The organism is Pseudoduganella rhizocola, from assembly GCF_045984285.3.
In the GTDB taxonomy this organism is placed as follows: domain Bacteria; phylum Pseudomonadota; class Gammaproteobacteria; order Burkholderiales; family Burkholderiaceae_D; genus Rugamonas.
Genome location: NZ_JBJQIK030000002.1, coordinates 496,424 through 523,254, shown reverse-complemented (window position 1 = coordinate 523,254; position 26,831 = coordinate 496,424). Strand labels below are relative to the sequence as shown.

The 26,831-nt window shown below is 65.8% G+C and carries 21 protein-coding genes; 10 read left to right on the top strand and 11 right to left on the bottom strand.

Annotated elements, in window-relative coordinates:
• Positions 1-4 precede the first annotated feature (4 nt).
• The 4 genes from ACJRPG_RS06085 to tsaB are packed head-to-tail and all read right to left on the bottom strand — an operon-like array spanning position 5 to position 3,276.
• Positions 5-988 carry a DUF1853 family protein gene (locus tag ACJRPG_RS06085; protein ID WP_407999148.1) on the bottom strand — a complete coding sequence of 328 codons (984 nt, stop codon included), beginning with the start codon at positions 986-988 and terminating at the stop codon, positions 5-7.
• Complete coding sequence (locus tag ACJRPG_RS06080; protein WP_407999147.1) at positions 972-2,111, bottom strand: uracil-DNA glycosylase; 1,140 nt, start codon at positions 2,109-2,111, stop codon at positions 972-974. Before ACJRPG_RS06080 ends, ACJRPG_RS06085 begins: the two co-directional genes overlap by 17 nt.
• A complete protein-coding gene (rimI, locus tag ACJRPG_RS06075; protein WP_407999146.1) occupies positions 2,108-2,578 on the bottom strand; it encodes a ribosomal protein S18-alanine N-acetyltransferase in 471 nt (156 codons plus the stop codon). Before rimI ends, ACJRPG_RS06080 begins: the two co-directional genes overlap by 4 nt.
• Positions 2,575-3,276: a tRNA (adenosine(37)-N6)-threonylcarbamoyltransferase complex dimerization subunit type 1 TsaB gene (gene tsaB / locus ACJRPG_RS06070; protein WP_407999145.1), complete on the bottom strand. Its 702-nt coding sequence runs from the start codon at positions 3,274-3,276 to the stop codon at positions 2,575-2,577. Before tsaB ends, rimI begins: the two co-directional genes overlap by 4 nt.
• A gap of 36 nt (positions 3,277-3,312) precedes the next feature.
• Between tsaB and ACJRPG_RS06065 the strand changes: the two genes are divergently transcribed.
• The gene (locus ACJRPG_RS06065; RefSeq protein ID WP_407999144.1) at positions 3,313-3,729 is read left to right on the top strand and encodes a thioredoxin family protein; all 417 of its coding nucleotides are present in this window, start codon (positions 3,313-3,315) and stop codon (positions 3,727-3,729) included.
• Positions 3,730-3,940: 211 nt separating this feature from the next.
• On the opposite strand, the gene ACJRPG_RS06060 is transcribed toward ACJRPG_RS06065, so the two are convergent.
• Together ACJRPG_RS06060 and ACJRPG_RS06055 are read right to left on the bottom strand one after the other, a co-directional pair.
• Positions 3,941-6,208: a xanthine dehydrogenase family protein molybdopterin-binding subunit gene (locus ACJRPG_RS06060; protein ID WP_407999143.1), complete on the bottom strand. Its 2,268-nt coding sequence runs from the start codon at positions 6,206-6,208 to the stop codon at positions 3,941-3,943.
• A 10-nt stretch (positions 6,209-6,218) separates the two neighbouring features.
• Entirely contained in the window at positions 6,219-9,329 is a 3,111-nt protein-coding gene (locus tag ACJRPG_RS06055) for a bifunctional diguanylate cyclase/phosphodiesterase (RefSeq protein WP_407999142.1), read from the bottom strand.
• Positions 9,330-9,513: 184 nt separating this feature from the next.
• Between ACJRPG_RS06055 and ACJRPG_RS06050 the strand changes: the two genes are divergently transcribed.
• Positions 9,514-10,020 carry a DUF1993 domain-containing protein gene (locus ACJRPG_RS06050; RefSeq protein ID WP_407999141.1) on the top strand — a complete coding sequence of 169 codons (507 nt, stop codon included), beginning with the start codon at positions 9,514-9,516 and terminating at the stop codon, positions 10,018-10,020.
• A 58-nt stretch (positions 10,021-10,078) separates the two neighbouring features.
• Here the strand turns inward: ACJRPG_RS06050 and ACJRPG_RS06045 are convergent, their stop codons facing one another.
• Positions 10,079-10,273, bottom strand: a complete 195-nt coding sequence (locus ACJRPG_RS06045) for a DUF1289 domain-containing protein (protein ID WP_407999140.1) — start codon at positions 10,271-10,273, stop codon at positions 10,079-10,081.
• Positions 10,273-10,833, bottom strand: a complete 561-nt coding sequence (locus ACJRPG_RS06040) for a DUF1415 domain-containing protein (protein ID WP_407999139.1) — start codon at positions 10,831-10,833, stop codon at positions 10,273-10,275. The genes ACJRPG_RS06045 and ACJRPG_RS06040 overlap by 1 nt, the downstream gene beginning before the upstream one ends.
• 238 nt (positions 10,834-11,071) lie before the next feature.
• Between ACJRPG_RS06040 and ACJRPG_RS06035 the strand changes: the two genes are divergently transcribed.
• The 7 genes from ACJRPG_RS06035 (at position 11,072) to ACJRPG_RS06005 (ending at position 21,768) form a co-directional block, all read left to right on the top strand.
• Positions 11,072-12,415, top strand: a complete 1,344-nt coding sequence (locus ACJRPG_RS06035; RefSeq protein WP_407999138.1) for a transglycosylase SLT domain-containing protein — start codon at positions 11,072-11,074, stop codon at positions 12,413-12,415.
• A gap of 150 nt (positions 12,416-12,565) precedes the next feature.
• Positions 12,566-13,357, top strand: a complete 792-nt coding sequence (fabI, locus tag ACJRPG_RS06030) for an enoyl-ACP reductase FabI (protein ID WP_407999137.1) — start codon at positions 12,566-12,568, stop codon at positions 13,355-13,357.
• Positions 13,358-13,483: 126 nt separating this feature from the next.
• Positions 13,484-14,731 (top strand): NHLP bacteriocin system secretion protein, encoded by a 1,248-nt coding sequence (locus ACJRPG_RS06025; protein ID WP_407999136.1) that lies wholly within the window; start codon positions 13,484-13,486, stop codon positions 14,729-14,731.
• Complete coding sequence (locus ACJRPG_RS06020) at positions 14,731-16,905, top strand: NHLP family bacteriocin export ABC transporter peptidase/permease/ATPase subunit (protein WP_407999135.1); 2,175 nt, start codon at positions 14,731-14,733, stop codon at positions 16,903-16,905. The genes ACJRPG_RS06025 and ACJRPG_RS06020 overlap by 1 nt, the downstream gene beginning before the upstream one ends.
• Positions 16,902-19,727 (top strand): NHLP bacteriocin export ABC transporter permease/ATPase subunit, encoded by a 2,826-nt coding sequence (locus ACJRPG_RS06015; protein ID WP_407999134.1) that lies wholly within the window; start codon positions 16,902-16,904, stop codon positions 19,725-19,727. Before ACJRPG_RS06020 ends, ACJRPG_RS06015 begins: the two co-directional genes overlap by 4 nt.
• A gap of 4 nt (positions 19,728-19,731) precedes the next feature.
• Complete coding sequence (locus ACJRPG_RS06010; RefSeq protein WP_407999133.1) at positions 19,732-20,262, top strand: cyclic nucleotide-binding domain-containing protein; 531 nt, start codon at positions 19,732-19,734, stop codon at positions 20,260-20,262.
• Positions 20,263-20,265: 3 nt separating this feature from the next.
• Entirely contained in the window at positions 20,266-21,768 is a 1,503-nt protein-coding gene (locus ACJRPG_RS06005; protein ID WP_407999132.1) for a TolC family protein, read from the top strand.
• Between the two features lie 65 nt (positions 21,769-21,833).
• Here ACJRPG_RS06005 and ACJRPG_RS06000 read toward each other — a convergent pair whose 3' ends face one another.
• Genes ACJRPG_RS06000 through ACJRPG_RS05990 form a run of 3 tightly spaced genes read right to left on the bottom strand, consistent with a single transcriptional unit; the run spans position 21,834 to position 24,964 of the window.
• The gene (locus ACJRPG_RS06000; protein ID WP_407999131.1) at positions 21,834-23,108 is read right to left on the bottom strand and encodes an NHLP bacteriocin system secretion protein; all 1,275 of its coding nucleotides are present in this window, start codon (positions 23,106-23,108) and stop codon (positions 21,834-21,836) included.
• A gap of 25 nt (positions 23,109-23,133) precedes the next feature.
• The gene (locus tag ACJRPG_RS05995) at positions 23,134-24,399 is read right to left on the bottom strand and encodes an amidohydrolase family protein (protein WP_407999130.1); all 1,266 of its coding nucleotides are present in this window, start codon (positions 24,397-24,399) and stop codon (positions 23,134-23,136) included.
• Positions 24,383-24,964: a TetR/AcrR family transcriptional regulator gene (locus ACJRPG_RS05990; protein WP_407999129.1), complete on the bottom strand. Its 582-nt coding sequence runs from the start codon at positions 24,962-24,964 to the stop codon at positions 24,383-24,385. Before ACJRPG_RS05990 ends, ACJRPG_RS05995 begins: the two co-directional genes overlap by 17 nt.
• 323 nt (positions 24,965-25,287) lie before the next feature.
• Here ACJRPG_RS05990 and ACJRPG_RS05985 point away from each other — a divergent pair, with 323 nt between their 5' ends.
• The gene (locus ACJRPG_RS05985; RefSeq protein WP_407999128.1) at positions 25,288-26,811 is read left to right on the top strand and encodes a DEAD/DEAH box helicase; all 1,524 of its coding nucleotides are present in this window, start codon (positions 25,288-25,290) and stop codon (positions 26,809-26,811) included.
• Positions 26,812-26,831 lie beyond the last annotated feature (20 nt).

Below are 26,831 nucleotides of genomic sequence, written 5' to 3'. Positions count from 1 at the left end.
TTCTTCAGCCGGGCAAAGCGCCGCTCGCACGGCGTCCGGCGGCCTTGTGGCGCCAGTCGTCCGGCACGATAAATCCCCGCGACACCTCCACCAGCCAGCCGTTTTCCTCGCGGATTTCGGCGGCCAGCACCGGCGACGGATCGGTGAGGAATTTCTCCGCCAGCAGCGCATGCAGGGCATCGCGCCGCAGCGGCGCGGGCGCGGCTTGCGGCGCTTCCGCGTCGGCGCGCTGCTTCAGGGGCGCCAGCCAGAGCAGGCGTGGCAGCACGATGAAGCGCTCGCCCTCCTCCTGCGCGAAATCGCTCAGCGTGCGCCAGCAACCCGCGCAATGACCGGGCGAGATGCCGTCGATGGCGGGCACCGGCCCGCGCGGATAGAACAGCCAGCCCTTCACCAGCGCCTGCGCGCCGACCACGGGTTCCGCCAGCAAGGCCTGCGCGGCGGGATGCTGCGCCAGCGCCAGCTGGTGGTCCAGGATCTTGCGCATCTTGAGGCCGAGGGTGTCCGCCAGGTTGGGGCCGATCAGGCGGTCCGGCAGCGTGTCGCCGTCCAGCAGGTAGAACTTGCAGGCGAATTCGATGTGGTGCAGGCCGCCGGGCACGCGCAGCAGGAAGTCGAATTCCCCGACCGTATCGTTGCGGGCGGCGCGCACCTGCAGGCCATGCGCGGCGAGCTGCCCGCGCTGGGCGAAATAGAAGGCCATCAGCTTCTCGGCGTAGAGGCCGAGGCGGGAGTAGAACTTGCTGCCGAGGGCGGCATCCAGGGCAGAAGGGTCGCGGTCCAGTTCTTCAAGCCACTGGGCCGCGCCCGGATCCGGCGCCAGCGTGGCGATGCGGGACTGCCATTGCGGCGCTTGCGGGTCCAGCAGGTTGGGCGAATCCAGCAGCCAGGCCAGCGCACGCACGTGGGGCCGCACCAGCTGCGGCCAGCGGCGCCCGAACTGCGCCTGGTAGCTTGTATCGGCAGGCGTGTCAGCGGCGTCCGGCATGCGCGGCCTTTGCCAGGCACAGGTCGGACCAGGCCTTGCCCTTGTCCTCGGGCTTGCGCAACAGGTCGGACGGATGGTAGGTGGCCACCACCGGCACATCGTTATAGCTGCGGATGGCGCCGCGCGCGGCGCTGCCCAGCAGGCCCTTGGCGGCAGTCTGGCCAATGGTGACGAGCACGCGGCTCCGGGCCAGCTGCAGTTCGCGGTCGAGGTAAGGACGGCAGGCGGCCAGCTCGTCGCCGGTCGGCAGGCGCTCGCTGCCATCATCATTGCTCGGGCGGCATTTGACGAGGTTCGTGACGTAGGCGCCCTGCGCGGTGCTCTGGTCGAGGGCGCGCAGCATGTTGTCGAGCAGGATGCCGGGATCGCCCGCCACCGGTTCGATGGCGGATTCATCTTCGGCGGTGGGCATGGTGGCCAGCATGATCCAGCTGGCTTGCGTGTCGCCGCGTCCCGGCACGGCGGCAACGCGCGTGCGGCACAGATTGCAGCGGGTGCAGGATTTGACGGCGGCCTGCAAGGTGGGCCAGTCCATGGCCGCGATCTCTTCGTCGGAGACAGCCGGCATGGCGGATTCGCGGCGGGCGCGGACCGGTGCTGGCGCGGACGGCATGTCATCGAACCAGGAGTTATCGTCTTCCGCAGGCGCTGGTGCGCTGCGTGCAGCCGGACGCAGCCCCGGCGGCGCGGCTGCCGGACGCGCCGGGACCGGCACGTCGTCGAACCACGCGGTCGATTCCGCGTCGGCAGGCGCCGGCGCTGGGGCGGGCGCCGGTGCGCGGGCCGCAGGTGCCGGCGCATGCGCAGGTGGCGCGCCAGATGCCTGGGCTGGCGCATTCGCCGCGCGTTGCGCGGCGTCGCGGGCTGGCAGTGCCTCGGGTGCAGGCGGCGCGACGCTTGCGGGATTGGGCGCATCCCCCGCAGTATTCCGGGCTTGCACCGCCGCGTTGGCGGACGCTCCCGAAGCAGGCGCGTGCCCGTGCAGCTCCGGCGCGGCCACCGCATCATGGGCGGCTGCGGACATTTCCGGCTCAGCGCTTTCCGTGCGTCCGCGCAGCACCCAGCGCGTACCGATCCCCATCTCGTCCAGGAAGACGGCGCTCCGAGGTGACAGCTGACTCATAAGGCAAACCGCATCACAATTGCGTCCTCGCGTTGCTGATTGGCGGCCGGGTAATACCCCTTGCGGCGCCCGATCTCATTAAATCCATAGCGCCGGTAAATCTCCAGCGCCCGCGTATTCGACGGCCTGACTTCGAGCAGCATCGACTCCATGCCCAGCCCGCGCGCGCAGGCCACGGACTGGTTCAGCAAAAAGCGCCCCAGTCCCTTGCCATGGTGCTTGCGCGCCACCGCCACGTTCAACAGGTGCGCCTCATCGACAATGGCCATGATGAGGAAATAGCCGAGCAGCTCGCGCGACTGGTCGCGCAGCACCCAGGCCTGGTACTCCTGCTTCAGCGAATCGGCGAAATTCTGGCGCGTCCACGGATGCGGATACACATCCTGCTCCACGGCCAGCACGTCATCGATATCCGGCTCCTGCATCGGCTCGTACACGAGCCGCGCCAGGTCCCACACCTGCGTCATGCCTGCGCCCCGGCCTTCATGCCCTCGCGCTCGGCCTTGGTATACGCCACCTTATTGCGCAGATAGAGCGGCTGCGCCTGCGCGGCAGGCAGTCCCTGGCCTGCTGCAAAAGCCCGTTCGCCCAGCACGGCGATCTGCGCAGCATGCGGCATCACATCGCCATGCACGCTGGCGGCGAAGTCCTTTCCGGCGAACGCCTCCGGGTAGGCCGCAAAGCCGTTCCCGCAAGCGGCAGGCGTTCCGGCAGGCGCCACCTGCTGCGGCGCTGTGAGCACCGCCGGCAGCACCTCCACCAATGCATCGCCATCGAAACGGTACTGCGCCCAGTACACCTCATTCATGCGCGCATCCAGCACGGCCAGCACCTCCTGCGCCGCGTGGCGCTGGCGGCAGGCAATGGCCATGGCCTCCAGGGTCACCACCGGCAGCAGCGGCAGGCCGGCGCCGAAGCCCAGTCCCTGCGCGATGCCGCAGGCCGTGCGCACGCCGGTAAAGGAACCCGGTCCGGCGCCGTAGGCGATGGCGTCGCAATCGCCGAGCTGAATCCCCGCCTCCGCCAGCAGTTCCTGGATCATCGGCAGCACGGCCTGGGAATGGGTGCGCACGCCGGACGATTCACGGAAAAACAGCTGGCCGTTGCGCAGCAGTGCGCAGGAAGCCATTTCGGACGAGGTTTCAATAGCAAGAATGGTAGGCATAAGCAGTATTTTAACCCGCCATGTACAATACCAGCCATGCACAGCACTACCCTAAACGCCGATAACCGCGCCGAAGTGGCCGCCGCGCTGGCGCAGGACCGCCTGATCGTGGCCTGCCTGTGCGCCGCCTGGTGCGGCACCTGCTCCAGCTACCGCGCCAGCTTCGAAGAGCTGGCGATGAAGCATCCGGAAAAATACTTCCTGTGGGTGGATATCGAGGACCATGCCGACCTGGTGGGCGACCTCGACGTCGAAAACTTCCCCACGCTGCTGATCCAGCGCCATGAAAACGTCGCCTTCTTCGGCACCATGCTGCCTGACCCCAACGTGGCCAACCGCCTGATCGAAACCCTCGCCGCCCAGCCCGAAGACGAGCTGGCCCGCCTCGCCCAAAGCACCGCCGAACGCCGCCAGTGGCAGCAAGACTGCAACCTCCGCGCCCTCATTTCTTAATTGGGGACAGACCCTAATTTTTAGAAATTAGGGTCTGTCCCCAATTAATTTGCAACATTGGTCGGCAAGTGCGCATTTTTTCAGTGGGGAGCACGCGCAACCCGCACTGAAATTGCGTTAATCCGCTCCTCGGCGCTACATTCCTACGGACTGATCCGACTGAAATTGGGGTCGGACCCTAATTTCTAAAATCAGGGTCTGTCCCCAATTTCTAAGCAATTTTCAGGGGGAGGGAGCGGAGGCGCTGGCCGGTGAGCTTGAAGACGGCATTGGCGACCGCGGGGGCGATCGGGGGGACTGCCGGCTCGCCCACCCCTTCCGGGGGCTCGGTGCTGAGGACGATGACGGTCTCCACATATGGCGCCTGCGGCATGCGCAGCACCGGGTAGTCGCCGAAATTGCTCTGCTCGACCTTGCCGTCCTTGAACGTGATTTCGCCCGACAGCGCTGCCGACAGGCCGAAAACCACCGACGATTCCACCTGCTGCGAAATGATGTTGGAGTTGACCGAGGTGCCGCAGTCGATCGCGCAGATCACCTTGTGCACGCGGATCTCCTTGCCTTCCACCGACACTTCCGCCACCTGCGCCACAATGCTGCCGAAGGACTGGTGCAGCGCCACGCCGTGCGCCCTCCCCTTGCCCGGCACACCGGCCTTGCCCACCGCCGCGTTCAGCACCGCCAGATGGCGCGGGTGCCGCAGCAGCATGCCGCGCCGGAAGTCCACCGGGTCGCGCCTGGCCGCATGCGCCATCTCGTCGATGAAGCTCTCCTTGAAGAAGGCGTTGTGCGAGTGGCCAACCGAGCGCCAGTTCCCGAGCGGTACAACGCTGTCGACAATCACATGCTCGATGCGCTGGTGCGGAATCTCGTACGGCATGTCGTACTCGCCTTCCGCTGCTGCCTTGTCCGGCCCCGCGGCAGGCAGGCCGAGATTGCGCTTCATGAATTGCTGCGTCAGCGAGCCGCTGGCGGAGCGGTTGTGCCAGTAGAGGATATTGCCTGCCGTGTCCAGCGCCGCAGTAAAGCGCGCCGTGGCTGCCGGACGGTAGACGTCGTGCGTCATGTCGTCTTCGCGCGTCCAGATCACCTGCACCGGCTGCCCCTGGCATTGGCGCGCCACCGCTACCGCCTGCGCCACGATGTCGGCTTCGAGCCTGCGGCCGAAGCCGCCGCCCAGCAGGTATTCGTGCAGCTCCACGTCATCTTTCGATACGCCGCCGATGCGCGCCGCCATGTCGATGGCGATGCTGGGCACCTGGGTGCCTACCCACAGCCGCACCTTGCCATCCTTGACCTGGGCCGTGCAGTTCATCGGCTCCATCGTGGCGTGCGCGAGGAAGGGGGCACGGTATTCAGCCGATACCGCCAGCGCACCGCGCTTCGCTTCTTCCACATCGCCGGTTTCGTGGTAAACGTGGCCTTCGTCGCCGTCCAGCGCCTCTTCAAATTCCCGGTAGATCCGTTCGTTCGACAGCAGCGCATGCTCGCCCGCTTCCCAGCGGACCGGCAGCGCCGCAGCGGCCTGCTTCGCCTGCCAGAAGGTGCGCGCGACGATCGCTACACCGCCTCCCGCGCCGGTCTGGCCGGTCAGTGCATTCGTGAAATCGATCACACTCAGCACGCCGGGCATGTCGAGGATCGGGCTCGGATTGATGCCGGCAATGGTCCCGCCTATCATCGGCGCCATGCGCACGGCCGCGTAGATCATGCCTTCTGGCCGCGCGTCGATACCGAATTGCGCGCTGCCGTTGGACTTGGCGGGCGTGTCGCGGCGCCGCGCCGGGGTGCCGATCAGGCGGAAGGCGTGCGGTTCTTTCAGCTTCACTTCGCCCGGCGAAGCCACGGAAGCCATCAGCGCAAAGCTGCCGTAGCTGGCGCGGCGCTTCGTGATGTCGTGCACCAGGTAGCCGCCTTCGGTGCGCACCTGCTCCGGCGGCACCTTCCACTCGCGCGCGGCGACGGCAACCAGCAGCGCACGCGCCGTGGCGCCGGCTTCGCGCATCGGCAGCCAGGCGTCCTTCACGCTCGATGAACCGCCCGTGAGCACGATGCCCAGTTCGCGCGCCACCTTGGCCAGCATGTGCTGCGCCACCGCCTTGATGCTGCCTTCATCGTCCGGATGGAATGGCAGGTTCTCGCGCATGACCGCAAGGTTGGCGTAGATCTTGTCGTTCGGCGCCTGCATGATGCGCACCGATGCCAGCGGCACGTCCAGTTCTTCCGCCACCAGCATGGGCAGCGCGGTGTGCACGCCCTGCCCCATTTCCGCACGCGGCACCACCACGCCGACCGTGTTGTCCGGGGCGATCGCAATCCATCCGTTCAGCGCGATTTCGCCATTCTTCAGGGGCAGCGCGGCGCCGGCCTTGAGGCGCTGGCGCGGCGGCATGACGCCCCAGCCGACAATCAGTGCGCCAGCGGCGGCGGCGCCGCTCAATACGAAGCGGCGGCGGGACATGGAGCGGGGTTTCAGCATTGTGCGCTCCTTATGGCAGCCAGCGTTGCAGCAGGTCTTCCGGCATCACCGGACGGCTGTAGAAATAGCCCTGCGCCTGGTTGCAGCCGTGGCGCAGCAGGAAGGCCGCCTGGTCATGCGTTTCCACGCCTTCCGCAATCACGGACAGGTTCATGCTCTTGCCGAGCTGGATGATGGCGATGGCAATCGCTTCGTCATTCACGTCGGTCGAGATATCCTTGATGAAGGAGCGGTCGATCTTCAGCGTCTGCACCGGCATCTGCTTGAGGTAGGCCAGCGAGGAGTAGCCGGTGCCGAAATCGTCGATGGCCAGGCTCACCCCGATCGCGTGCAGGTCGTTGATGAAGGCCAGCGCATCGCCGGTGTTCATGATGACGGACTCGGTCACTTCCAGCTGCAGGCGGTGCGGCTCCAGCCCTGTTTCGCGCAGGATGTCGGCCACCATGCTGACGATGCTGCCGCGGTCGAACTGCTTGGCCGACAGGTTGACCGCCATCTTCGGCACTTCCAGGCCCGCTTCCTGCCAGCGCACCATCTGGCGGCAGGCTTCGGACAGCACCCATTTGCCCAGCTGGTTGATGAAGCCCGTGTCTTCGGCCAGCGGAATGAAGCGGATCGGCGGCACCAGGCCAAGTTCCGGATGGTTCCAGCGCACCAGCGCTTCCACCCCGATCAGGCGGCCCGTATCGATCTCCACCTGCGGCTGGTAGTTGAGGAAGATCTCTTCCTTCTCGATGGAGCGGCGCAGGAAGGTCTCCAGGCGCAGGCGCTCCACGCCTTCGCCCGTCATCGACGGCGCGTAGAAACGGTAGCCGTTGCGGCCGCGCGCCTTGGCCTGGTACATGGCCACGTCCGCATTCCGGATCAGCATATTGAGGTCGGAGGCATCGGCCGGGAACAGGCTGACGCCCACGCTGCAGGTGACGAACAGCTCGTGCCCCGCCACCATGAAGGGCTGCTCGAACATGGCCACCAGCTTTTCCGCCACCTGGCTGGCCCCGTACTGGCCATCCACATCTTCCAGCAGCACGATGAATTCGTCGCCGCCCAGGCGGGCCAGCGTGTCGCCGTCGCGCAGCTTGCTCGACAGCGCCTTGGCCACCTGCTGCAGCAGTTCGTCGCCAATATGGTGGCCCAGCGTGTCGTTCACGTTCTTGAAGCGGTCAAGGTCGATGAACAGCAGCGCCAGCTGCTCGTTGCCGCGCGTGACGCGCTGGATGGCGTGGTGCAGGCGGTCGTGGAACAGCAGGCGGTTCGGCAGCGCCGTGAGCGGGTCGTGGTGCGCCAGGTGGTCCAGCTTCTCCTGCGATTCCTTGACCTTGGTGATGTCGCTGAACACGCCCACATAGTGGGTGGTCATGCCCGACTGGTCGCGCACGGCCGTCATCGTCAGCCATTCCAGGTACTGTTCGCCGCTCTTGCGCAGCGACCAGACCTCGCCGCGCCAGTAGCCATTCGTCACCAGCTGCTCCCACAGCGCATCGTGGAAGCCTTCGTCGTGGCGGCCGGAGCGCGTGAGCGAACGGTCCTTGCCCAGCGCTTCTTCCTCGCTGTAGCCGGTGATCTGCGTGAAGGCCGGATTCACGGCAACGATGATGCCGCGGTCGTCCACCACCATCACGCCGTCCGCAATGTGCTGCAGCACGGTGGCCGACAGGCGCAGCTTCTCTTCCGCTTCCTTGCGTGCCGTGATGTCGGCGTACACCCAGATGCTGCCTTCGTTCGGGCGGTGCTGGTCGATGGCGCAGCCGCTCACCATGCACCAGAACAGCGAACCGTCCTGGCGGCGGTAGTGGCGCTCCTCGCTGAAGTATTCGCCGTTGCCCAGCGTTGGATACTGGCGCGCGCCGGCCGCCTCGAAATCGAAGGCGGTAGGGAAGACGATGGAAGTCGAATTACCCGTCATCTCTCCCGGCGCGTAGCCGAACAGCTCCTCGCAGCGGCGGTTGACCGACACAATGCTGCGGTGGCGCACGAACATCACGCCGAACATCACGTTGTCCAGGATGGCGCTCTGCTCGGCCAGCAGGGCCTCGATGCGCATCTCGTTGTGCTTGCGGTCGCTCACATCGGTGATGATGCCGTCCACCAGCGGTCCGATACCGTCCACCTGCGGCTGGCCGTTTTCCTGTACCCAGCGCTCCACGCCGGTGGAGTCGATGATGCGGTATTCAATTTCGTAGGCGCGGCCCTCGCGGATCGCCGCGGAGCATTCGCGGCGCTGCATGCGGCGGTCTTCCGGCGTGATCAGGTTGGCCCAGGAGTGCGTGGTGCTGCGCATGAACTGCTTGGCCGAGTAGCCCGAAATCTCCTCGATGGCATCGCTGACGAATTCGATCGGTCCGTCGGGCCGGTAGCGGAATACGGCGCCCGGCACCTGTGTCACGATGGTGCGGAAGCGTTCTTCGCGCTGGCCGATATCTTCGAACAGGCGCTTGATCGCCATGCGCATCTGTTCCAGCTGGCCTGCCAGGCGGCCCAGTTCATCGCTGCTGCGCAGCTCCATGCGGGTTTCGAAGTCGCCGTGCGACAGGCGGTCGGAGAAACGCGTGAGCTTGCGCAGCGGGCGGATCAGGCGCTTGTTCAGGAACAGCACGATCAGCAGCAGCGACACGGTGAGCTGGGCGGCCAGCACGAACACATAGGAGCGCTGCTTCTCGCGCAGCTCCTGCTGGCTGCGCGCATCGTCCATCTCCACCATGATGCGGCCGATATGCTCGCCGCGCACCAGCACTTCGCGCTCGGCGCGGTAGACATTGCCGATGGCGCGCTTGGGCGCTTCAAGATGGATGAACTGGGTATCGGCCTGCCCCGTGACCTGCACCTGCAGCACGGAGCGGTCGCGCATCACCGACTCCACCAGCGAGTGGGCCGATTCGGCATTCATGTTCCACAGGGATTCCTGCATGCCGAGGGCCAGGATGTCGGCGTTGCGCTGCAGGGATTCGTTCAGCATGGTGCGGGCCGACTGCTGCTCGTGCACGCCGATCAGCAGGTAGCTGCCGACGATTGCGGGGATCACGAGGCCGCCGAACACCACCAGCAGCAAGGCGCCATAGATCGACAAGCCGTAAAGCGCACCGAGTCGGGTGCGCAGGAGACGGTAAAAAGACTCAGCCATGCAAAAACGGCAGCGAATCAAGCTGCTTCAAATCCGGCATATGGGGCTCGAATGATTATGTAATGCAATTATGCACGTAAAGGCGTAACAAAGTCACTTCTCATAGGGAGGCGCCGGGCAGATGTGCCACAAACTTGCTATGATGCCCGGACTTTTCACCTCCCCTATTGCAGGAGTAGCAACCATGTCGTTTTCCATGTATTCCGCCTCGGTCCCGGTTTTCAAGCAAATGCTGAACAGCCTGCTGGCCGTTTTGAACAAGGCCGAGGCCCACATCGAGGAGAAAAAACTCGATCCGAACGCCTTCCTGCAGTTCCGCCTGTATCCGGACATGCTGCCCTTCCTGCGCCAGGTGCAGATTGCCGCCGATTTCGCCAAGGGCGCCGGCTGCCGCCTCGCGGGCCAGGAAGTGCCGTCCTATGAAGACTTCGAGAAGACCTTCCCGGAACTGAAGCTGCGCATCGTGAAAACGCTGTCGCTGCTGGACAATCTGCCGCAATCGGATATCGAAGGCAGCGAAGACCGCGCCATCACCACCGGCAGCGGCGAGAAGACCCGCCACTTCGTGGGCAAGGACTACCTGCTGCACTACGCGCTGCCGCATTTCTACTTCCACTGCACCACGGCCTACGCCATCCTGCGCCACAACGGCGTGGAGATCGGCAAGAAGGACTACATCGGCACCTACTGATAAATTGGGGACAGACCCGGATTATACGAACCGTATAATCCGGGTCTGTCCCCAATTTTCAGGTGTTGCGGCGGGGGTAGCCCTGGGCGAGGATGCGCTGCCAGACGACTTCTTTCTGTTCGGCGCTCATCGATACCCAGTGCGCTACCTCGATATAGGTGCGGCCGCAGCCGCGGCAGATTTCGTCGAAGGTGGTGGAGCAGACGGCGACACAGGGCGTGTCCGGCCGTTCAGGGAGCTTTTCGCCGGCCATTACTTTACCTGCAGGCCGAGCTTGTCCCAGCCTTCGTGGCCCAGCGCTTCCATCGTTTCGATGTTCTTTTCGAAGATCTGCTCGGCTTCCGGGAAAGCTTCCACCGCCCGGTCCACGCTCTCTTCACGCAAGAGGTGCAGGATGGGGAATGGCGAACGGTTGGTGTAGTTGGTGATGTCATTCCGGTCCGTATCGGCGAACTGGTATTGCGGGTGGAAGCTCGCGATCTGCAGCTCGCCGTCGAGCTGCATGTCTTCCAGCGCTGCGTCCGCCACGTCCAGGAACTCGTTGTAGTCCTCGAAATCTTCCAGCACCCAGGGGTGGATCAGCAAAGTGGTATCCACCTGTTCGGCATCCGTATCGCTCAGGTGCTGCAGCTCGTCCATCAGCTGTTCCAGCAGTGCTTCCGGCGTGGACGCGTCCGAGACGACATAGCGGATCTGCTTCTTGACATGCACCGCCTTGGCAAAGGGGCACAGGTTCAGCCCGATAACGGCTTTTTCGAGCCACTGCTCTGTGGCCGAAATAACGGCGTCGTGGTCGAGATCAGGGCTGCTCATGGGGTGTTTCCTTCAGTAATACGGTGACTAAACTCCGCATTGTACGCACACTCCTGGCGGCGCGCCATTTGTACGCAATATCGTCCAATTTGCAGGCAATTTCCGATATTCGACTGACATTATTGTCAAAGTTTTTTGTAACCCGGCCGTCATTTTTCTTGACGCGTCAGCCGTATCCTACGTACACTTCCCCTTTGAAATAGTCCGTCCGCTGTTCTCGACGACAACATGGAGTACTATGCAAGCTCAGATCAAGACCCTTACCTTGCTGGCAGCCGTCATCGCCAGCGCGGCACCGGCGATCAGCCAGGCAGTGGAAACATCCGCTCTCTCGACTTCCGTTCCCATCGCAGCCCCGGCCATCCAGGCGGCGGCAGCCCAGCCACAAAAAGCCAGCGAAGAAGCCTTCCGCGAGACCGACGTCTGGAACCGCATCCGCACCGGCTATGGCATCCCTGATATCAATAACTCCCTGGTGCAGAAGCATGCCAGCTGGTATGCCGAACGTCCCGACTATATTGCCCGCACCACGGCGCGCGCCTCCCAGTACCTGTTCCACATCGTAACGGAGCTGGAAAAGCGCAATATGCCGACCGAACTGGCCCTGCTGCCGTTCATCGAGTCCGCCTTCAATCCTACCGCCGTCTCCAGCGCCAACGCCGGCGGCATGTGGCAGTTCATGCCCGGCACCGGCCGCGATTTCAACCTGAAGCAGAATGCCTTCAAGGATGAGCGCCGTTCCGTCATCGCGTCCACCGACGCCGCCCTGACCTACCTGCAGCGCCTCTACGATATGTTCGGCGACTGGCAGCTGGCCCTGGCCGCCTATAACTGGGGCGAAGGCTCGGTACAGAAAGCCATCAAGCGCAACCAGGCGGCCGGCAAGCCGACCGATTTCGAAAGCCTGGCCGACCTGATGCCGGCCGAAACCCGCAACTATGTGCCGAAGCTGCAGGCGGTGAAAAATATCGTTGCCAACCCGGCCCAGTTCGGCCTGGCCTTGCCGCAGATCCAGAACCAGCCCTACTTCACCGCCGTCGACAAGACCAGCGATATCGACCTGGCCGTTGCGGCCCAGCTGGCCGAGCTGTCGATCGATGAATTCAAGGCCCTGAACCCGCAGTTCAAGCGCCCTGTCATCACCGGCGGCGAGCAGACCCAGATCCTGCTGCCGAAGGAGAACGCCGAGAAGTTCCACCTGAACCTGGCGCAGTGGGGCCGAGCCCTGTCCAGCTGGACCACGCACAAGATCAGCAGCACCCGGGAAAGCATCGCTTCCCTCGCCTCCAGATTCCGCACCACCCCCGAGGTGATCCGCCAGGCCAACAACCTGCCCCAGCGCAGCGTGCTGAAAGCCGGCTCCACCATCCTGGTGCCGAAAATCTCGGCCAGCGTTGCCGATATTCCGGCGGACATCGCCGAAAACGCCTCGGTCGCCGTCGAGGAACGTACCGAGAAACGCAGCAACTACAAGCAGGCCAAGGCCGGCAGCAGCAAGGCCAAGGCGCCGATCTCGCTGGTGAAGGCGCGCGTGTCGCGCTCGGAAGCCGGCAAATCCAAATCCCGCCGCAGCAGTAACTGATACCGTCCGCCGCCACTGCCATGCTTGCAGTTGCGGCGGCATCAAGCTACCATCTCGGTCTTGCGCTGAGTCGTTCATCTATTACAACAACAAGCTGCATGGTCGCCGGCAGAGAACCGGCAGGGGCAGCAGCAGGCAACTGGAGTTAACATGGCTTTCTTGCAAGGCAAAAAAATTCTGATCACGGGCTTACTGTCCAACCGTTCCATCGCTTACGGCATCGCCCAGGCCTGCCAGCGTGAAGGCGCCGAACTGGCCTTCACCTATGTCGGCGAACGCTTCAAGGACCGCATCACCGAGTTCGCCGCCGAATTCGGCAGCAAGCTGGTGTTCGACTGCGACGTGTCCAGCGACGAGCAGATCGAAGCGCTGTTCCGCGACCTGGGCAAGGAATGGCAGCACCTGGACGGCCTGGTGCACGCCATCGGCTTTGCGCCGCGCGAAGCCATCGCCGGTGAATTCCTGGACGGCCTGACCCGCGAAAACTACCGCATCGCCCACGATATTTCGGCTTACAGCTTCCCGGCCATGGCCAAGGCGGCGCTGCCGATGCTGCGCGAAGGCTCTTCCCTGCTGACCCTGTCCTACCTGGGTGCAGTGCGCGCCATTCCTTACTACAACACCATGGGCCTGGCGAAAGCATCGCTGGAAGCTTCGGTGCGCTACCTGGCCGAGAACCTGGGCCAGAAGGGCATCCGCTCGAACGGCATTTCGGCCGGCCCGATCAAGACCCTGGCCGCCTCCGGCATCAAGGACTTCGGCAAGCTGCTGGGCTTCGCATCCAGCCACGCGCCGCTGCGCCGCAACGTGACCATCGAAGAAGTGGGCAATACCGCTGCCTTCCTGCTGTCGGACCTGTCGTCCGGCATCACCGGCGACATCATTTATGTCGACGGCGGCTTCTCGCACGTGATGGGCCTGAACGCCAGCGATTACCAGTAAGCATTCTTGCGACAAAAAAGCCCGCCGGCCTGTGCCTGGCGGGCTTTTTACATTTCTATTGGTTATCTTTTCTTTAAAACATTGTTATAGTCTTGCAATATAAAAAAAGATAAGCCAAGGCTAGTAGTGAACCGCAATCCCTCGCTGGAGAGACTGATATCGCCCGACCGGGCCGATGTCCTGCCCTCCGTTAACCATCCGCCCAAGCGCCTGTTCCTGGCCGGCGCCCTGCTGCTGGCCATCCTCGCCTGCGCATGGTTCGCGCTCGGCGTGATCGACACCCGCATCAAAGGCCGCTGCATCCTGCTCAGTCCACAGGGGGTGGACAACCTGAGCGCGCTGGTGGAAGGCCGCGTGTCCGGCCTCGCGGTGCGCAACGGCGACAAGGTGGCCGCCGGCCAGGTGCTGGCCACCATGCGCAAGCCCGAATTCGAAGCCCGCATGGCGCGTGCCGAGGCGCGGCTGGGCGAACTGCGTGTGCGCGAGCAGTCCGCCGCGGCGCTGATCGCGCGCAGTGGGCAGCAGGGCCGCAGCGCCGCAGCCAGCGAACAGGCCACATTGGCCGGGCGCCTGCAGACCCTCGCCGAACGCCTGCGCCTTGCGCGCCAGCGCGTCGCCACGCAGGAAACGCTGTTTGCACAGGGACTGGCCACGCGCCAAAGCCTGCTGTCGGCGCAGGATGCAGCCGAGAAGCTGGCGCTGGAACAATCTACCCTCAACAGCCGCATGCGCCAGCTCAGTTTCCAGACGCAGGAAGAGCAGCGCATGCTGGCCACCGAAACCAGCCAGCTGGCGCTGCAGGTAACAGAAGCGGAACGCGAGCTGGCCCTGCTGCGCAAGCAGGAGCGGGAACTGATGCAGGTGCGTGCGCCGTTTGCGGGCACCGTCATCGAAGTGAAAACGCAGAATGGCCAGGCGCTGGCTGCGGGCGGACCCATTGCCACCATCGAACGCAGCGGCAACGACGGCGCCGCGCCCCTGCAGGCGCTGGTCTTCGTGCGCGCGGCGGACGGCAAGCTGCTGCATCCGTCGATGCAGGCCGAGATCACGCCGACCAACGTGAAGCGGCAGGAGTTCGGCTTTATCCGCGCCAGCATTGGCGATGTATCGGCCTTCCCCGCCAGCCGCGCCGCCATCGTGCAGCGCCTGGGCAATCCGGATGTGGTGCAGGAGCTGTCCGGCACCGGCGTGAGCACGCAGGTGCAGGCGACGCTGCTGCGCCGTCCTGATGGCGTCTACCAGTGGTCCGGCGCGGCAAGGCTGCCGCCGCCGGTGCACAGCGGTTCCATGTGCAGCGCCGAAGTGGTGGTGCGCGAACAGCATCCCTATGAGCTGGTGTGGCCGATGATGAAGAAGCTGGTGGGGGTCAGCTGATGGGTTTCTTCACTCCCCGCCTGATTCCCGGCGTAGTGCGCACGCCCACCATGATGCAGATGGAGTCGCTCGAATGCGGCGCCGCGGCGCTGGGCATCGTGCTGGCTTATCACGGGCGCTACGAACCGCTGGAACAGCTGCGCGTGCGCTGCGGCGTGGGACGCGACGGCGCCAAGGTCAGCAACCTGCTGCGCGCGGCCCGCAGCTTCGGCCTGGAAGCCGGCGCATGGAGCACCGAAGCGGGCGAGCTGCCCAAGCTGAAGGCGCCCTTCATGGTGTTCTGGAACTTCAACCACTTCGTGGTGGTGGAAGGCTTCTCCGACGGCCTGGTCTACCTGAACGATCCCGCCAGCGGGCGGCGCACGGTGGCGCAGGAGGATTTCGCTGCCGCCTTTACCGGCGTGGTGCTCACGTTTGCGAAAACGCCGCAGTTCGAGCCCGGCGGCGCTACCGGCAGCCTGCTCAGGACCATGCTGCAGCGTATCACGAGCGACCGCCCCGCCCTCGCCTTCGCGGCGCTGGCCGGCCTGTTCCTCGTGATACCGGGCATGGTGATTCCGGTGTTCACGCGGCTCTTCGTGGACCGCATCCTGATCGATAACCAGATGGGCTGGTTCCTGCCCATCCTGCTTGGCCTGCTGCTCAGCACCCTGCTGGAAGCGGGCCTGGCGTGGCTGCAGGGTTCGCACCTGCTGCGGCTGCAGTACAAGCTGGCGCTGTCGGCCACGGGGCGCTACTTCTGGCATATCCTGCACCTGCCGGTGCTGTATTTCGCGCAGCGGGCGCCGGGCGAGATTGCGTCGCGCCTCAGCCTGAACGAATCGGTGGCGAAGGTGGTGTCCGGCGACCTGGCGCGCGCGCTGATCAACGGCGGCCTGGCCTTCTTCTTCGTGGCCGTGATGCTGACGTATGACGTGCTGCTGACCAGTATCAGCGTGGCCGTGGTGGCCATCAGCATGGCGGCCTTCCACTTCGCGGCGCGGCGCACGCAGGAACTGTCCGTGACCTATGCGATTGCCGATGGCCGGCTGCGCGGCAATGCCTCGAACGGCATCGCCATGCTGGAAACCCTGCAGGCGTCGGCCGACGACAGCCACTTCTACACCAAGTACATGGCGCAGCACGCGCTGGTGGTGAGCGCGAACCAGCGCATGGAAACCAGCAGCGCGCAATACAGCCAGGTGCCGGCCTTCCTGATGATGTTCAACACCACGCTGATCCTCGTGATCGGCGGCTTCCGCGTGATGGACGGCTACCTCACCATCGGCATGCTGATCGCCTACCAGGGCCTGGTGGCGAACTTCGCGCGGCCGATGTCCGACCTGTTCAACGTGCTGGAGAAGGTGCAGCGCCTGCGCGGCGACCTGCAGCGCCTGGACGATGTGCTGAACTGCGCGCCCGACCCGCTGACCGGACATCCGGTGCCGGCGCGGCCGGACCTGTCACAGAAGCTGTCCGGTGCGCTGACGCTGCGCGATGTGCGCTTTGCCTACAGCCCGCAGGACAAGCCGCTGTTCGACCAGCTGGATATGCAGGTGCTGGCGGGAGAGCGCATCGGCATCGTGGGCGCCTCGGGCGCCGGCAAGTCCTCGCTGGCGCGGCTGATCGCGGGCATGTACGCCCCGGATAGCGGCGAGATCCGTTTCGACGGGCAGGCCCGCAGCGCGCACCCGCGCGAGCTGCTGGCCAGCTCCGTGGCCCATGTGGACCAGGACATCCAGTTCTTCGAAGGCACCATCCGCGAAAACCTGACGCTGTGGGACCGCAGCCTGGGCGAAGCGCAGATGGTGGCTGCGGCGCGCGATGCGCTGATCCATGATTTCATCATGAGCCTGCCGCAGGGCTATGACACGCGCATGGACGAGAATGGCCGCAACCTCTCCGGCGGCCAGCGCCAGCGCCTGGAAATCGCCCGCGCGCTCACACTGAATCCGCGCGTGCTGCTGCTGGACGAGGCCACCAGTTCGCTCGATGCGGCCTCCGAGGCGCGCATCCTGGACAACTGCCGCCGCCGCGGCTGCACGGTGCTGGTGACAACGCACCGCCGCTTCGTGCTCAACGCCTGCGACCGCGTGATGGTGCTGCAGAACGGCCGCATCGCCGAAGAGGGCCTGTTCGACGAGCTGTATGCGCAGCCGGACAGCATCTGCCGCCGCGTACTGGAGGACGCATGAAGCGCGATCCTGTCGCCCAGCGCTCCCTGCCCCGCGCCGCCGCCGCGCTGGACGGCCTGCGCATGCTGGACAGCGGCAGCCTCAGTCTCTTCCTGCATCTGCCGCAGGGTACGGCGCGCGGCCTGCTGCCGCTGGGCGAAGTAGCCGCACCGGCAGTCGTTCCGCCGCTGCCGAGCGTGATGATCGGCACGCTGGCGCATGAGCCGGTTGCCTTCCCTTCCATCGATGCGAAGACCAGCGTGGCCGAGCTGCATGATGTGCCGCTGGATGCATGGCTGAACAGCGCCGCCGCCGTGGCAGTGTGCTGGCCCGTGCCCCCGGGCGGCCAGCAGGTGGATGCGCAGATCGAGCGTGGCGTGTTCACCGCGCTGGCCGGGCAGCGCATTGCCAGCGGCGCCCTGGTGCTGCTGCGCGTGATCGAGGGTTCGCTGCAGGTGGAAGGGCTGGACCACGGCCAGCTGCTTGTTCCCGGCGACGTACTGGCCGCTCCGCGCGAGATCGTGTTCCGCGTGCGGGACGACGTGACGCTGCAGGTCTTCCGTTTCGGCGAAGCGGAACCGGAAGTGCGCCTGGCCTGCCTCGAAAAACTGTGGCACCTGTCCTTCCACACAGCGTGGGACCGCTGCCTGCAGGAGCAGGCGCTGGAGGAGCAGCGGCTGGGCGATGCACGCGAACGCGAGCAGGAAGATGTGGACCGCGGCATCAGCGACCTTGCAGGCCTGGTGGAAGGCGATGCAAGCTGGATCGAGCCGGAAACCGCCGCACCGCCGCCGCTGCTGGCGGTGGCCGCGCACCTCGGCGCCGCGCTCGGTGTTGAATTCAAGAAGAATGCGCGCGCGGGCCGGGGCAATGCGGAAACCGCAGCCGAACTGTCGGAACTGAACGGCCTGCGCTCGCGCCAGGTGCTGCTCGGCGACCGCTGGTGGCAGGCCGACAGCGGCCCGCTGCTGGCCTTCACTGCAGACGGCGACCAGCCGGTGGCCCTGCTGCCGCAGCGCTGGAAGCGCGGTTACGTGGCCATTCATGCGAACGGCGAGCAGGAGGATGTCAGCGCGGCCAGCGCCGCGCGCATCAAACCATACGCCTACGTGTTCTACCGCCCGCTGCCGAATAAATCGCTGACCGAAATCGACCTGCTGCGCTTCGGCCTGCGCGGCTACGGCAAGGAGATGGCCTCCGTGGTGGCGCTGGCGGGCGTTGTCGGCGCATTGGGCCTGGTGGTGCCGCTGGCCAGCGCACGCGTGATGGACACCATCATTCCGTCGGCCCAGCCACGCCTGCTGCTGCAGATGGGCCTCGGCCTGCTGTGCGTGACGATGACCATCGCCCTGTTCTCGCTGGTGCGTTCGCTGATGGTGCTGCGCATCCAGGACAAGATGGACATGGCGATCCAGGCCGCGGTATGGGACCGCCTGCTGCGCATGCCGGCCAGCTTCCACCGGCGCTACTCGGTCGCCAACCTGGAATCGCGGGTGCGTGCCTGCCAGAAGATCATCCGCATCCTGTCCGCGCGCACGGTGGCGAATATCTTTGCGGGCGCCTTCTCGGCACTGAACTTCCTGGTGCTGTTCTGGTTCAGCGCCACGCTGTCGCTGCTGGCGCTGGGCCTCGTGGCGCTCGCGGCGGCAGCCGTGACCTGGTTCCGCCGCCGCTCGGTGCGCATCGCCATCGAGGCGCCGGACCCGCCACGCAAGCTTTCCACGCTGGTGCTGCAGCTGATCCAGGGCGTCGGCAAGCTGCGCGTCGCGGGCGCCGAAAGCCGCGCCTTCGCGCAGTGGACGCGCGACCACGCGCTGGGCGAGGTGCCGAATGTGGGCCAGGGCTCGCTGCGCGTGGCGGAGCGCGTGTTCTTCCGTGGCCTCGACCACATGGCCGTGCTGTTCCTGTTCGCAGCGGCAGGCTGGATGATTTCGGGCAGCCGCGACCACCTGTCGGCCGGCGAGTTTGTCGGCTTCTTCGCCGCTTTCGGCGGCGTGTTCCACGGCGTGCTGGTGCTGTGCGAAACACTGATCGACATCGTCGCGGTCTCGGGCGCCTACGTGAAGGCGCGGCCGATACTGGACACGGTGCCGGAGGCGGAGCAAGGCAAGACCCGTCCCGGCACGCTGACCGGCCACCTGGAAGTGAACAAGCTCAGTTTCGCCTATTTCAAGGGACCGCCCGTGCTGCATGAGGTGAGCCTGACGGCGCGGCCTGGCGACTTCATCGCCATTGTCGGCTCCTCCGGTTCCGGCAAGTCCACGCTGATGCGGCTCCTGCTCGGATTCGAGAAACCGGGCGGCGGCTCCATCCTGTACGACGACAAGGAGCTGGCCGAAATGCAGCTGCGCCAGCTGCGGCGCCAGTTCGGCGTGGTGCTGCAGGATACGCGCCTGCTGGCGGGCGATATCCTCAGCAATATCGTGGGCGACAGCGGCGCGTCGCTGGAACAGGCCTGGGCGGCGGCCGAGGGCGCGGCGGTGGCGGAAGACATCCGTGCCCTGCCGATGGGCATGTACACGGTGATCGGCGACGGTCCGAGCACGCTGTCCGCCGGCCAGCGCCAGCGCATCCTGATCGCCCGCGCGCTGGTGCGCAAGCCGGCCGTGCTGTTCATGGACGAAGCCACCAGCATGCTGGACGGCCCGTCGCAGGCGCGCGTGATGGCTAACCTGTCGCGCCTGCGCGTCACGCGCATCGTGATCGCGCACCGCCTCTCCACGCTGGCGGGCGCCGACAAAATTCTGGTCCTGGAAAACGGCCGCGTGGCCGAACAGGGAAATTACGGCGAGCTGATGGCGCTGGGAGGCATCTTCCACGCCATGGCGCGCGAGCAGGAGTAAGGTAATGCGTAAGGTTTTATTCATCCTCAGCGAGTTGTGGGACGAAGACGTGGACTGGATCGCCAGCCACGGCGAGCGCCGCGCCTATCCGGCAGGCACCGAGCTGATTCCCTTCGACAGCCGGGTGGACAGCGTCTACTTCGTGATCGACGGCAGCTTCGATGTGCTGACCGGTAAGGGCGACCTGATCGTGCAGCTGGGCAGCGGCGAGATCATCGGCGAAATGTCGCTGGTCGATCCTGCCCGCACTACGGCCATCGTGCGCGCCGGCGAGGGCGCCGTTGCGCTGCGCCTGCCCCACGACGTACTGCGCGAGAAGCTGGCGCACGATGCGCCGTTCGCGGCGCGCTTCTACCGCGCCCTGTCGGTCTTCATGTCGGACCGCATCCGCCACACCACGCGCCGTTTCGGATACGGTGGCGGCGCCCCCGATCCGAATGCGCCGCAGATGAGCGAGATCAACGAGGAGCTGGTGGACAAGATCCATCTCGCGGGCGCCCGCTTCGACCGCATGCTGAAGCGGATGGCGAGCTAGGGGATGAGGCGGATTGCAGTCCTGCTGCTGTGCGCGGCCACGCCCGTCCTGCATGCGCAGACCATGTTGCTGCGCGATGCCATCGGCCTCGCATTGGCGCGCAGCCCGGACATCACGCTGCAGCGCTATGCGCAGAGCGCCAGCGAAGGCGTGGCGCGCAGCAGCAATGCGCCCTTCGACCTGATCCAGACTGCCTCCGTGGGCGGCACACGCGACGAGCGGCCGCTGCGCGCCGACGAACGCGCGCGCTACCTGAGCCTCGGCCCGGACCAGATGATCAATGGTGGTACGGCGGCCATCGGCGCTTCGCGCCAGCTGGAATCAGGCCTGCAGCTGAGCGGCCAATACGCCCTCACCCGCGCCAGCGACAATGTGCAGGGTGCGCAGAACATCCCCAGCCAGACCAGCGACCGCCTCACCTTCACTTTGCGCGTGCCGCTGCAGAAGAACCCCGGCAAGGACGCTGCGGCTGCGCGCGATGCCGCGGTGCTGGATGCCGGCGCCGCGCAGCGGGAAACCGAGCAGGCCGTGGCGCGCACCGTGCTCGCCGTGGTGCAGGCCTACTGGGACTGGACCGCGCGGGAAGCCGCCGCCAGGGTGGCCATGGCCGCCGAGGCGCGCACGCGCCAGCTGCGGCGCGAAACCGAGAAGCTGGTGGAGGCCGACGAGCTGCCGCCGGCGGACCTGAACCTGCTGACCGCCGCCGTCACGGAACGTGAAGCCTCGCGCATCGGCGCCGAGCAGCGCGCCCGCGACGGCCGCTTCCTGCTGGCCCGCCTGTACGGCATGGACGCGGGCGAAACCGCAACGCTCGCCGCGCCGGGCGAGCGCCTGCCGGAGCACGCGGGCAGCGACACGCTGGCCGCGCTGGGCGCCCAGGCCCTGCAGCGCCGCGCCGATCTCGCCGCCCTCAAGCTGCGTGAAGACGCGATGTCCACACGGCTGCAAACGGTGCGCAACAGCGACAAGCCCACGCTGGACCTGGACCTTTCCGCCTATTACGCAGGCCTGCGTGAAGGCGCGCGCACGGCGGCTGCGGCCTTCGACCCGACCTCGCGCCATAGCGGCCCCGGTGTGGCGGCCAAGCTGTCCTTCCAGTTCCCGGTGCAGAATTCGGCCAACAGCGGCGCCCTGCAAGTCGCCGCGGCCAATGCCGACAGCGCGCGCCTGCGCCGCGTCACGCTGGAACAGTCGATCACGGCCAGCATGGAGTCGGCCTACCAGGCTTACGGCGCCTACGCCGCCCAGTTGCGCGCGTCGGAGCTGACCATCGAACGCTACCAGGCCGCATTGCGGGATACGGCCACGCGGCGCCAGCTGGGCAGCGCCACGCTGATCGATGTGCTGAATGTTGAGGACCGCTTGAACAATGCGCTGCTGGCGCGCCTGCAGTTCCAGCAGGGCTACGCCACGGCGCGTGCGCAGATCCTGTACGAAACGGGACGCCTCCTGCGCACCGCGCCGGACGGCACACTGTCGGTCGCGCTCGAAGACTTGCTGCCGTAGCCGTCGCCCCTGCGCAAGCGAACAGGCGCTAAACTCCTGCCCCCCCGCCTGCGCGGGGGTGACGGTCAGCTGTTCTTGCCGCTCACCGTGCTGCGGAAAATCGGCAGCACAAGGCTGATCGGCCGCTCGTGGTGCACCAGGATCTCGCCCTGGCACATCGCCCCGCTGGACACGGGAACATTGCTGCCCGCTGCCGCCGACCACAGGTAAGGATTGCGCGCCCCGGCCTGCGCTTCGGCGCTGCGCCGCAGCCCAATGCGCACTTCATAGGTCGCGGTGCCGTGCGCCAGCTCGCGCATCAGTTCCGGATTGGTAATCGTATTCAGCAGCCCCTGCGGGGTGGACGGATAGGCCGAGGTCGACAGCACCTGCGCCCGCAGCACGCCGTGCTCCTCGCGCCGCGCGTGCGTCGGCAGCAGCTCCACCTTGTCTTCAACCGAAATCTTCTTGCCGTCTGCCGCCGACACGAACATCACCGCCTCCAGCTGCCCTGCTTCGCTGTCGACCGGTTCCACGCTCAGCACCGGGGTGTCGCGCTTCACCGCGCCGTTCAGCGCCGTTTTCACCTCCACCACGCGGCCGGCGACCGGACTGCGCAGGCGGGTCACGGACTCCCCCTGCGCTTCCAGCGCCGCCAGCTCGCGCTGCGCTTCGGCGCGCTGCTGGTCGATGCGGGCCAGGTTGCCGCCGCTGCTGCGCGCGAAATCGGTGGCCCGCTTGTCCACTTCCTTCAGCTTGCGTTCCGTGTCGGCCAGCGAGGCGCGGGCGTCGGCCAGGTCCAGCGGCGTTTGCGCGGCGGCGCGTTTGGTGATCAGTCCTTCGGAGCGCAGGCGCTGGTCCAGCTCCATCTGCTGCTCCAGCAGGCGGATGCGCTTGCGGTCGGATTCGGCACGCAGCGCCAGGGTACTGCGCTGCTCGGCCAGGCTCTCGGCGCTCAGCTGGCCGCTGCGCTGCATTTCGCCATGCGTCAGCCTGGCCATGGCATCGAGGTCGGAGAGGCGGTTGCGCGCCTGCTGGATGCGGTCGAACAGCTCGGGCGTGGCCACCACGGCCACTTCCTGCCCCGCCGCCAGCCGTTCGCCCGGCTGCACCAGCAGCGCCGTCACGCGGCCTTCCATGTCGGCCGTAACGTCGCTCACGCCGCGCGGATGCATGATGATGCAGCTGCCCGCCACCCGCGTGGGAATATCGCCGAAGATGCTCCACACGATCACCACGGCGATCACGAGCCCCAGCCCGAGCAGGTTGGCCCAGGCCCGCCAGCTTACCCGCGCTACGTGCTGGTCGAAGCTGCGCAGGGCGGCAGGCAATTGGCCCGCGGTCTCTTGTTTATCTTTCATGAAACGTATTATGCCTCGGGACGGCCTACTGCTGGAAGATAAGGCGCCCGGATGCAATGGTGCATTTCACGTCGCCGAAACGCTTGACGTCCACGGCCGGATCGCCGTTCAGGACCACGAGGTCCGCCGCCATGCCGGGCTGGAGTCGCCCGCGCAGCGCTTCCTGGCGCCAGCGCGCGGCAGGCGCGGTGGTCAACGACGCAAGGATCTGCATCGGCGTCAGGCCGGCCCGCGCCATCAGGGTATATTCGCTGGCCGGGTCGAACTCCGTCATATAGCCCACGTCGGTGCCGAACAGCACCTGGCCGCCGGCGTCGGCAAAGGCTTTGAGCTGCCGCTCAGCCAGGGCGACAATTCTTTCCCGCACCTCGCCGGGAACGCGCGCCTTATCCAGTTCGTAGCGCCACAACTGCAATGTAGGCACCACGGACACCTTGCGCGCGACCATCTCCGAGACCAGTTGCGGACTCCAGGCCGAACCGGGCGGGTCGATAGTCGTATGCACGATAATGTCGGCGCCGGCCGCCACTGCCGCGCGAATGCCTTCCGGGTCGGTGGGGTGCACCATCACAAGTCCGCCCAGCCGGTGCGTCTCTTCCGCCGACGCGCGGGCGATCTGCGGGTCCATGCGCCGGATTTCGCCCCGCCCCATCGGGGATGCGACAAACAGCTTGGTGCCATCAGCGCCGGCGGCGATGTTGGCGCGGATGTGGGCCACCGCTGCTTCGGCCGTTGCCGGCTGGGCCAGCTGCCGCAAAATCTCCGGCGGCAAGTCCTTCAGGTAGACCGGAATTCCCTGGTGCGGATAGAGCGGCGAACCTGCCGTGAGAATGCGCGGCCCGCGCACGTCGCCGCTGGCGATGCGCTGCCTCAGCGCGGCGGTATCGGCCAGCATCGAGCCGGTATCCACCACGGTCGTGTAGCCGAAGCGCGTCAGCATCTGCGTCAGCCCCTGTTCCAGCTCCCCGGCGGCGCGGGTAGCGGCGCCGCCAAATTTGTCATCGACGAAGTGCACATGGCTGTTCTGGAACCCCGCGGCGATCACACCGCCCGTGCAGGCAGCCTCGTTGCGGATGCCCGCGGGCGGTGCGGCAGTGCCCACCGCCTCGATCTTCCCGCCGTTCACAACCAGCCATGCGTTGGCGAGCGGCGGTTGGTCCGGCGCCACGTAGAGCTGCGTGCCCGTGAGCAGCCATCGGTCCGCACCGGCGGATCGCGGGACGGTGGTGCAGGCGCCCAGGCTCGCCAGCGCGAACGCTATTGCGGCAAGCCGCTTACTGTTTGATGCCATCGAACAGAACTCCCAAGGATTGAAGATAAAAGGCCCGGAACTGTGCTTCGCTGTAGCTGAAACGGCCGGCACGGAAAAGGGAAATCAGGCCGTGGGCCTGTCCCCAGAGTGTCATGGCGATATCCCAGGGGTCGGCCTTGCGCAGCAGGCCGCGCCGCATGCCCTCGGCCAGCAGGTCCGCCACGACATTGAAGGTCGGCGACAGCCGGGCGCGGAAATCCTCGGGAAAGCGGCGCGCGTCGTCACGCGAGACGGAATAGGCATAGTCGAACAGGTGCGGATGTTGCAATGCGTAGTCGAGATAGTTCTCCATCGATTGCAGCAGGCCTTGCAGCACGTCCGGATGGCGCGAGCGTTCCAGCCACACTTGCGCCACTTCGTTGAAGGCGTCGTCCGAAATCCGCTTCAGCAGCGCTTCCCGATTCGGGAAATGGCGGTAGATCGCCATCGGCGTGATGCCCACCGCGTCGGCTACGCGGCGCATGCTGACGGCAGCCGGCCCTTCGCGCTCAAACAGCTCGCGCGCGGAGGCCAGGATCTTCTGCTGGGTGTTCTGACTGGTCATGTATACACCGTATACACGTCGGGTACACTTGTCAACGCTCCCGCACGCTTGATTCTTTATTTGTGCAGGAATTCCGAAAGTACGGTATAGTGTCGTCTTGTGCGCTGCAACAGGCAGCCACAAACACAGACAAGCAGCTTCGCTAGCCTTCGCGCGTCCCCAGGGACAGCGCTTAAAAAAGCCCCCCCGCCTTTGGTGTCGCACCATGACACCGTCCCGGCGCAAAGCTTTTGTGCCGAAATTTCTATTCTCAGTGTGTAGATCCATTTCGTTTGGTTGACGTTGTCTGCGTTTTTTTGCATGAATTTTACGAAAGTATTCGAATGAGTTTTGAAACACTAGGCCTCCACCCGTCCATCCTGAAAGCCCTGACCGACGCCGGCTATACCGCGCCGACCCCGGTCCAGGAGCAGGCCGTTCCGGCCGCGATTCAGGGCAAGGACCTGCTGGTGTCCTCGCAAACCGGTTCCGGCAAGACGGCAGCCTTCATGCTGCCGTCGCTGCACCGTCTCGCCGGCATCGAGCCGGCGGAAGGCGCACGCACGCCGAACCAGGAACGCCAGGCTGCGCAAGCGCGCGGCGAGCGCCCACGTTTCCGTCCAGCCCAGCCGAAAATGCTGGTGCTGACCCCGACCCGCGAACTGGCTTTGCAGGTCACCACCAATACCGACAAGTACTCCGTCAACCTGCGTCGCATCAAGGCTGTGTCCATCCTGGGCGGCATGCCTTATCCGAAGCAGATGCAGCTGCTGTCGCGCAATCCTGAAATCCTGGTGGCGACGCCGGGCCGCCTGATCGACCATATGGAATCGGGCAAGATCGACTTCTCCCAGCTGCAGATCCTGGTGCTGGACGAAGCCGACCGCATGCTGGACATGGGCTTCATCGACGACATCGAGAAGATCGTGGCCGCCACGCCGGAATCGCGCCAGACCATGCTGTTCTCCGCTACGCTGGACGGCGTGGTGGGTAATATGGCCCGCCGCATCACCAAGGACCCGCTGACCATCCAGATCAGCAGCACCAGCGCCAAGCACGAGAACATCTCGCAGCGCGTGCACTTCGTGGACGACCTGTCGCACAAGAACCGCCTGCTGGACCACCTGCTGCGCGATGAAACGCTGGACCAGGCCGTGGTCTTCACCGCCACCAAGCGTGATGCAGACACCATTGCCGACCGCCTGAACATCGCCGGCTTCTCGGCCGCCGCACTGCATGGCGACATGCACCAGGGCGCCCGCAACCGCACGCTGGACGGCCTGCGCCGCGGCAACGTGAAAGTGCTGGTCGCGACCGACGTGGCAGCGCGCGGCATCGACGTGCCGAACATCACCCACGTGTTCAACTACGACCTGCCGAAGTTCCCGGAAGACTATGTGCACCGTATCGGCCGTACCGGCCGCGCCGGCCGCAATGGCCTGGCGATCTCGCTGGTGAACCACGCCGAAGGCATGCATGTGAAACGCATCGAGCGCTTCACCAAGCAGACCATTCCGGTCAACGTGATCGAAGGCTTCGAGCCGAAGCGTACCGCTCCTCCACGTTCGGCCACACGTCCGGGCTGGAAGCCGGGCGATGGCCGCAAACCGGGCCAGCGTTCCTTCAGCAAGCCGGGCGCACCGCGTGAAGGCGGCGGCCACTATCGCAGCGAGAGCGCACCGTTCCGCAGCGAAGGCCAGCGTCCTGAAGGCGGCTACCGCAAGGAAGGCGGCTTCCGCAGCGAAAGCGCGCCGCGTGAAGGCGGTTTCCGCTCCGAGGGCGGCTTCCGCCGTGAAGCAAGCGGTGGCTACAAGGGCAGCAACCCGCGTTCGGGCGATGCACCGCGCCGTCCATGGGGCGAGCGTTAATCGCTGATGCCTGAATAAGA

Excerpts from the sequence above, each read along its gene's own strand:
- fabI (WP_407999137.1), top strand. The coding sequence starts at position 12,566 with ATGGCTTTCTTGCAAGGCAAAAAAATTCTGATCACGGGCTTACTGTCC.
- ACJRPG_RS05995 (WP_407999130.1), bottom strand. The coding sequence starts at position 24,399 with ATGGCATCAAACAGTAAGCGGCTTGCCGCAATAGCGTTCGCGCTGGCG.
- ACJRPG_RS06055 (WP_407999142.1), bottom strand. The coding sequence starts at position 9,329 with ATGGCTGAGTCTTTTTACCGTCTCCTGCGCACCCGACTCGGTGCGCTT.
- ACJRPG_RS06085 (WP_407999148.1), bottom strand. The coding sequence starts at position 988 with ATGCCGGACGCCGCTGACACGCCTGCCGATACAAGCTACCAGGCGCAG.
- ACJRPG_RS06015 (WP_407999134.1), top strand. The coding sequence starts at position 16,902 with ATGAAGCGCGATCCTGTCGCCCAGCGCTCCCTGCCCCGCGCCGCCGCC.
- tsaB (WP_407999145.1), bottom strand. The coding sequence starts at position 3,276 with ATGCCTACCATTCTTGCTATTGAAACCTCGTCCGAAATGGCTTCCTGC.
- ACJRPG_RS06010 (WP_407999133.1), top strand. The coding sequence starts at position 19,732 with ATGCGTAAGGTTTTATTCATCCTCAGCGAGTTGTGGGACGAAGACGTG.
- ACJRPG_RS05985 (WP_407999128.1), top strand. The coding sequence starts at position 25,288 with ATGAGTTTTGAAACACTAGGCCTCCACCCGTCCATCCTGAAAGCCCTG.
- ACJRPG_RS06005 (WP_407999132.1), top strand. The coding sequence starts at position 20,266 with ATGAGGCGGATTGCAGTCCTGCTGCTGTGCGCGGCCACGCCCGTCCTG.
- ACJRPG_RS06045 (WP_407999140.1), bottom strand. The coding sequence starts at position 10,273 with ATGGCCGGCGAAAAGCTCCCTGAACGGCCGGACACGCCCTGTGTCGCC.
- rimI (WP_407999146.1), bottom strand. The coding sequence starts at position 2,578 with ATGACGCAGGTGTGGGACCTGGCGCGGCTCGTGTACGAGCCGATGCAG.
- ACJRPG_RS06050 (WP_407999141.1), top strand. The coding sequence starts at position 9,514 with ATGTCGTTTTCCATGTATTCCGCCTCGGTCCCGGTTTTCAAGCAAATG.
- ACJRPG_RS06000 (WP_407999131.1), bottom strand. The coding sequence starts at position 23,108 with ATGAAAGATAAACAAGAGACCGCGGGCCAATTGCCTGCCGCCCTGCGC.
- ACJRPG_RS06020 (WP_407999135.1), top strand. The coding sequence starts at position 14,731 with ATGGGTTTCTTCACTCCCCGCCTGATTCCCGGCGTAGTGCGCACGCCC.
- ACJRPG_RS06080 (WP_407999147.1), bottom strand. The coding sequence starts at position 2,111 with ATGAGTCAGCTGTCACCTCGGAGCGCCGTCTTCCTGGACGAGATGGGG.
- ACJRPG_RS05990 (WP_407999129.1), bottom strand. The coding sequence starts at position 24,964 with ATGACCAGTCAGAACACCCAGCAGAAGATCCTGGCCTCCGCGCGCGAG.
- ACJRPG_RS06035 (WP_407999138.1), top strand. The coding sequence starts at position 11,072 with ATGCAAGCTCAGATCAAGACCCTTACCTTGCTGGCAGCCGTCATCGCC.
- ACJRPG_RS06060 (WP_407999143.1), bottom strand. The coding sequence starts at position 6,208 with ATGCTGAAACCCCGCTCCATGTCCCGCCGCCGCTTCGTATTGAGCGGC.
- ACJRPG_RS06065 (WP_407999144.1), top strand. The coding sequence starts at position 3,313 with ATGCACAGCACTACCCTAAACGCCGATAACCGCGCCGAAGTGGCCGCC.
- ACJRPG_RS06040 (WP_407999139.1), bottom strand. The coding sequence starts at position 10,833 with ATGAGCAGCCCTGATCTCGACCACGACGCCGTTATTTCGGCCACAGAG.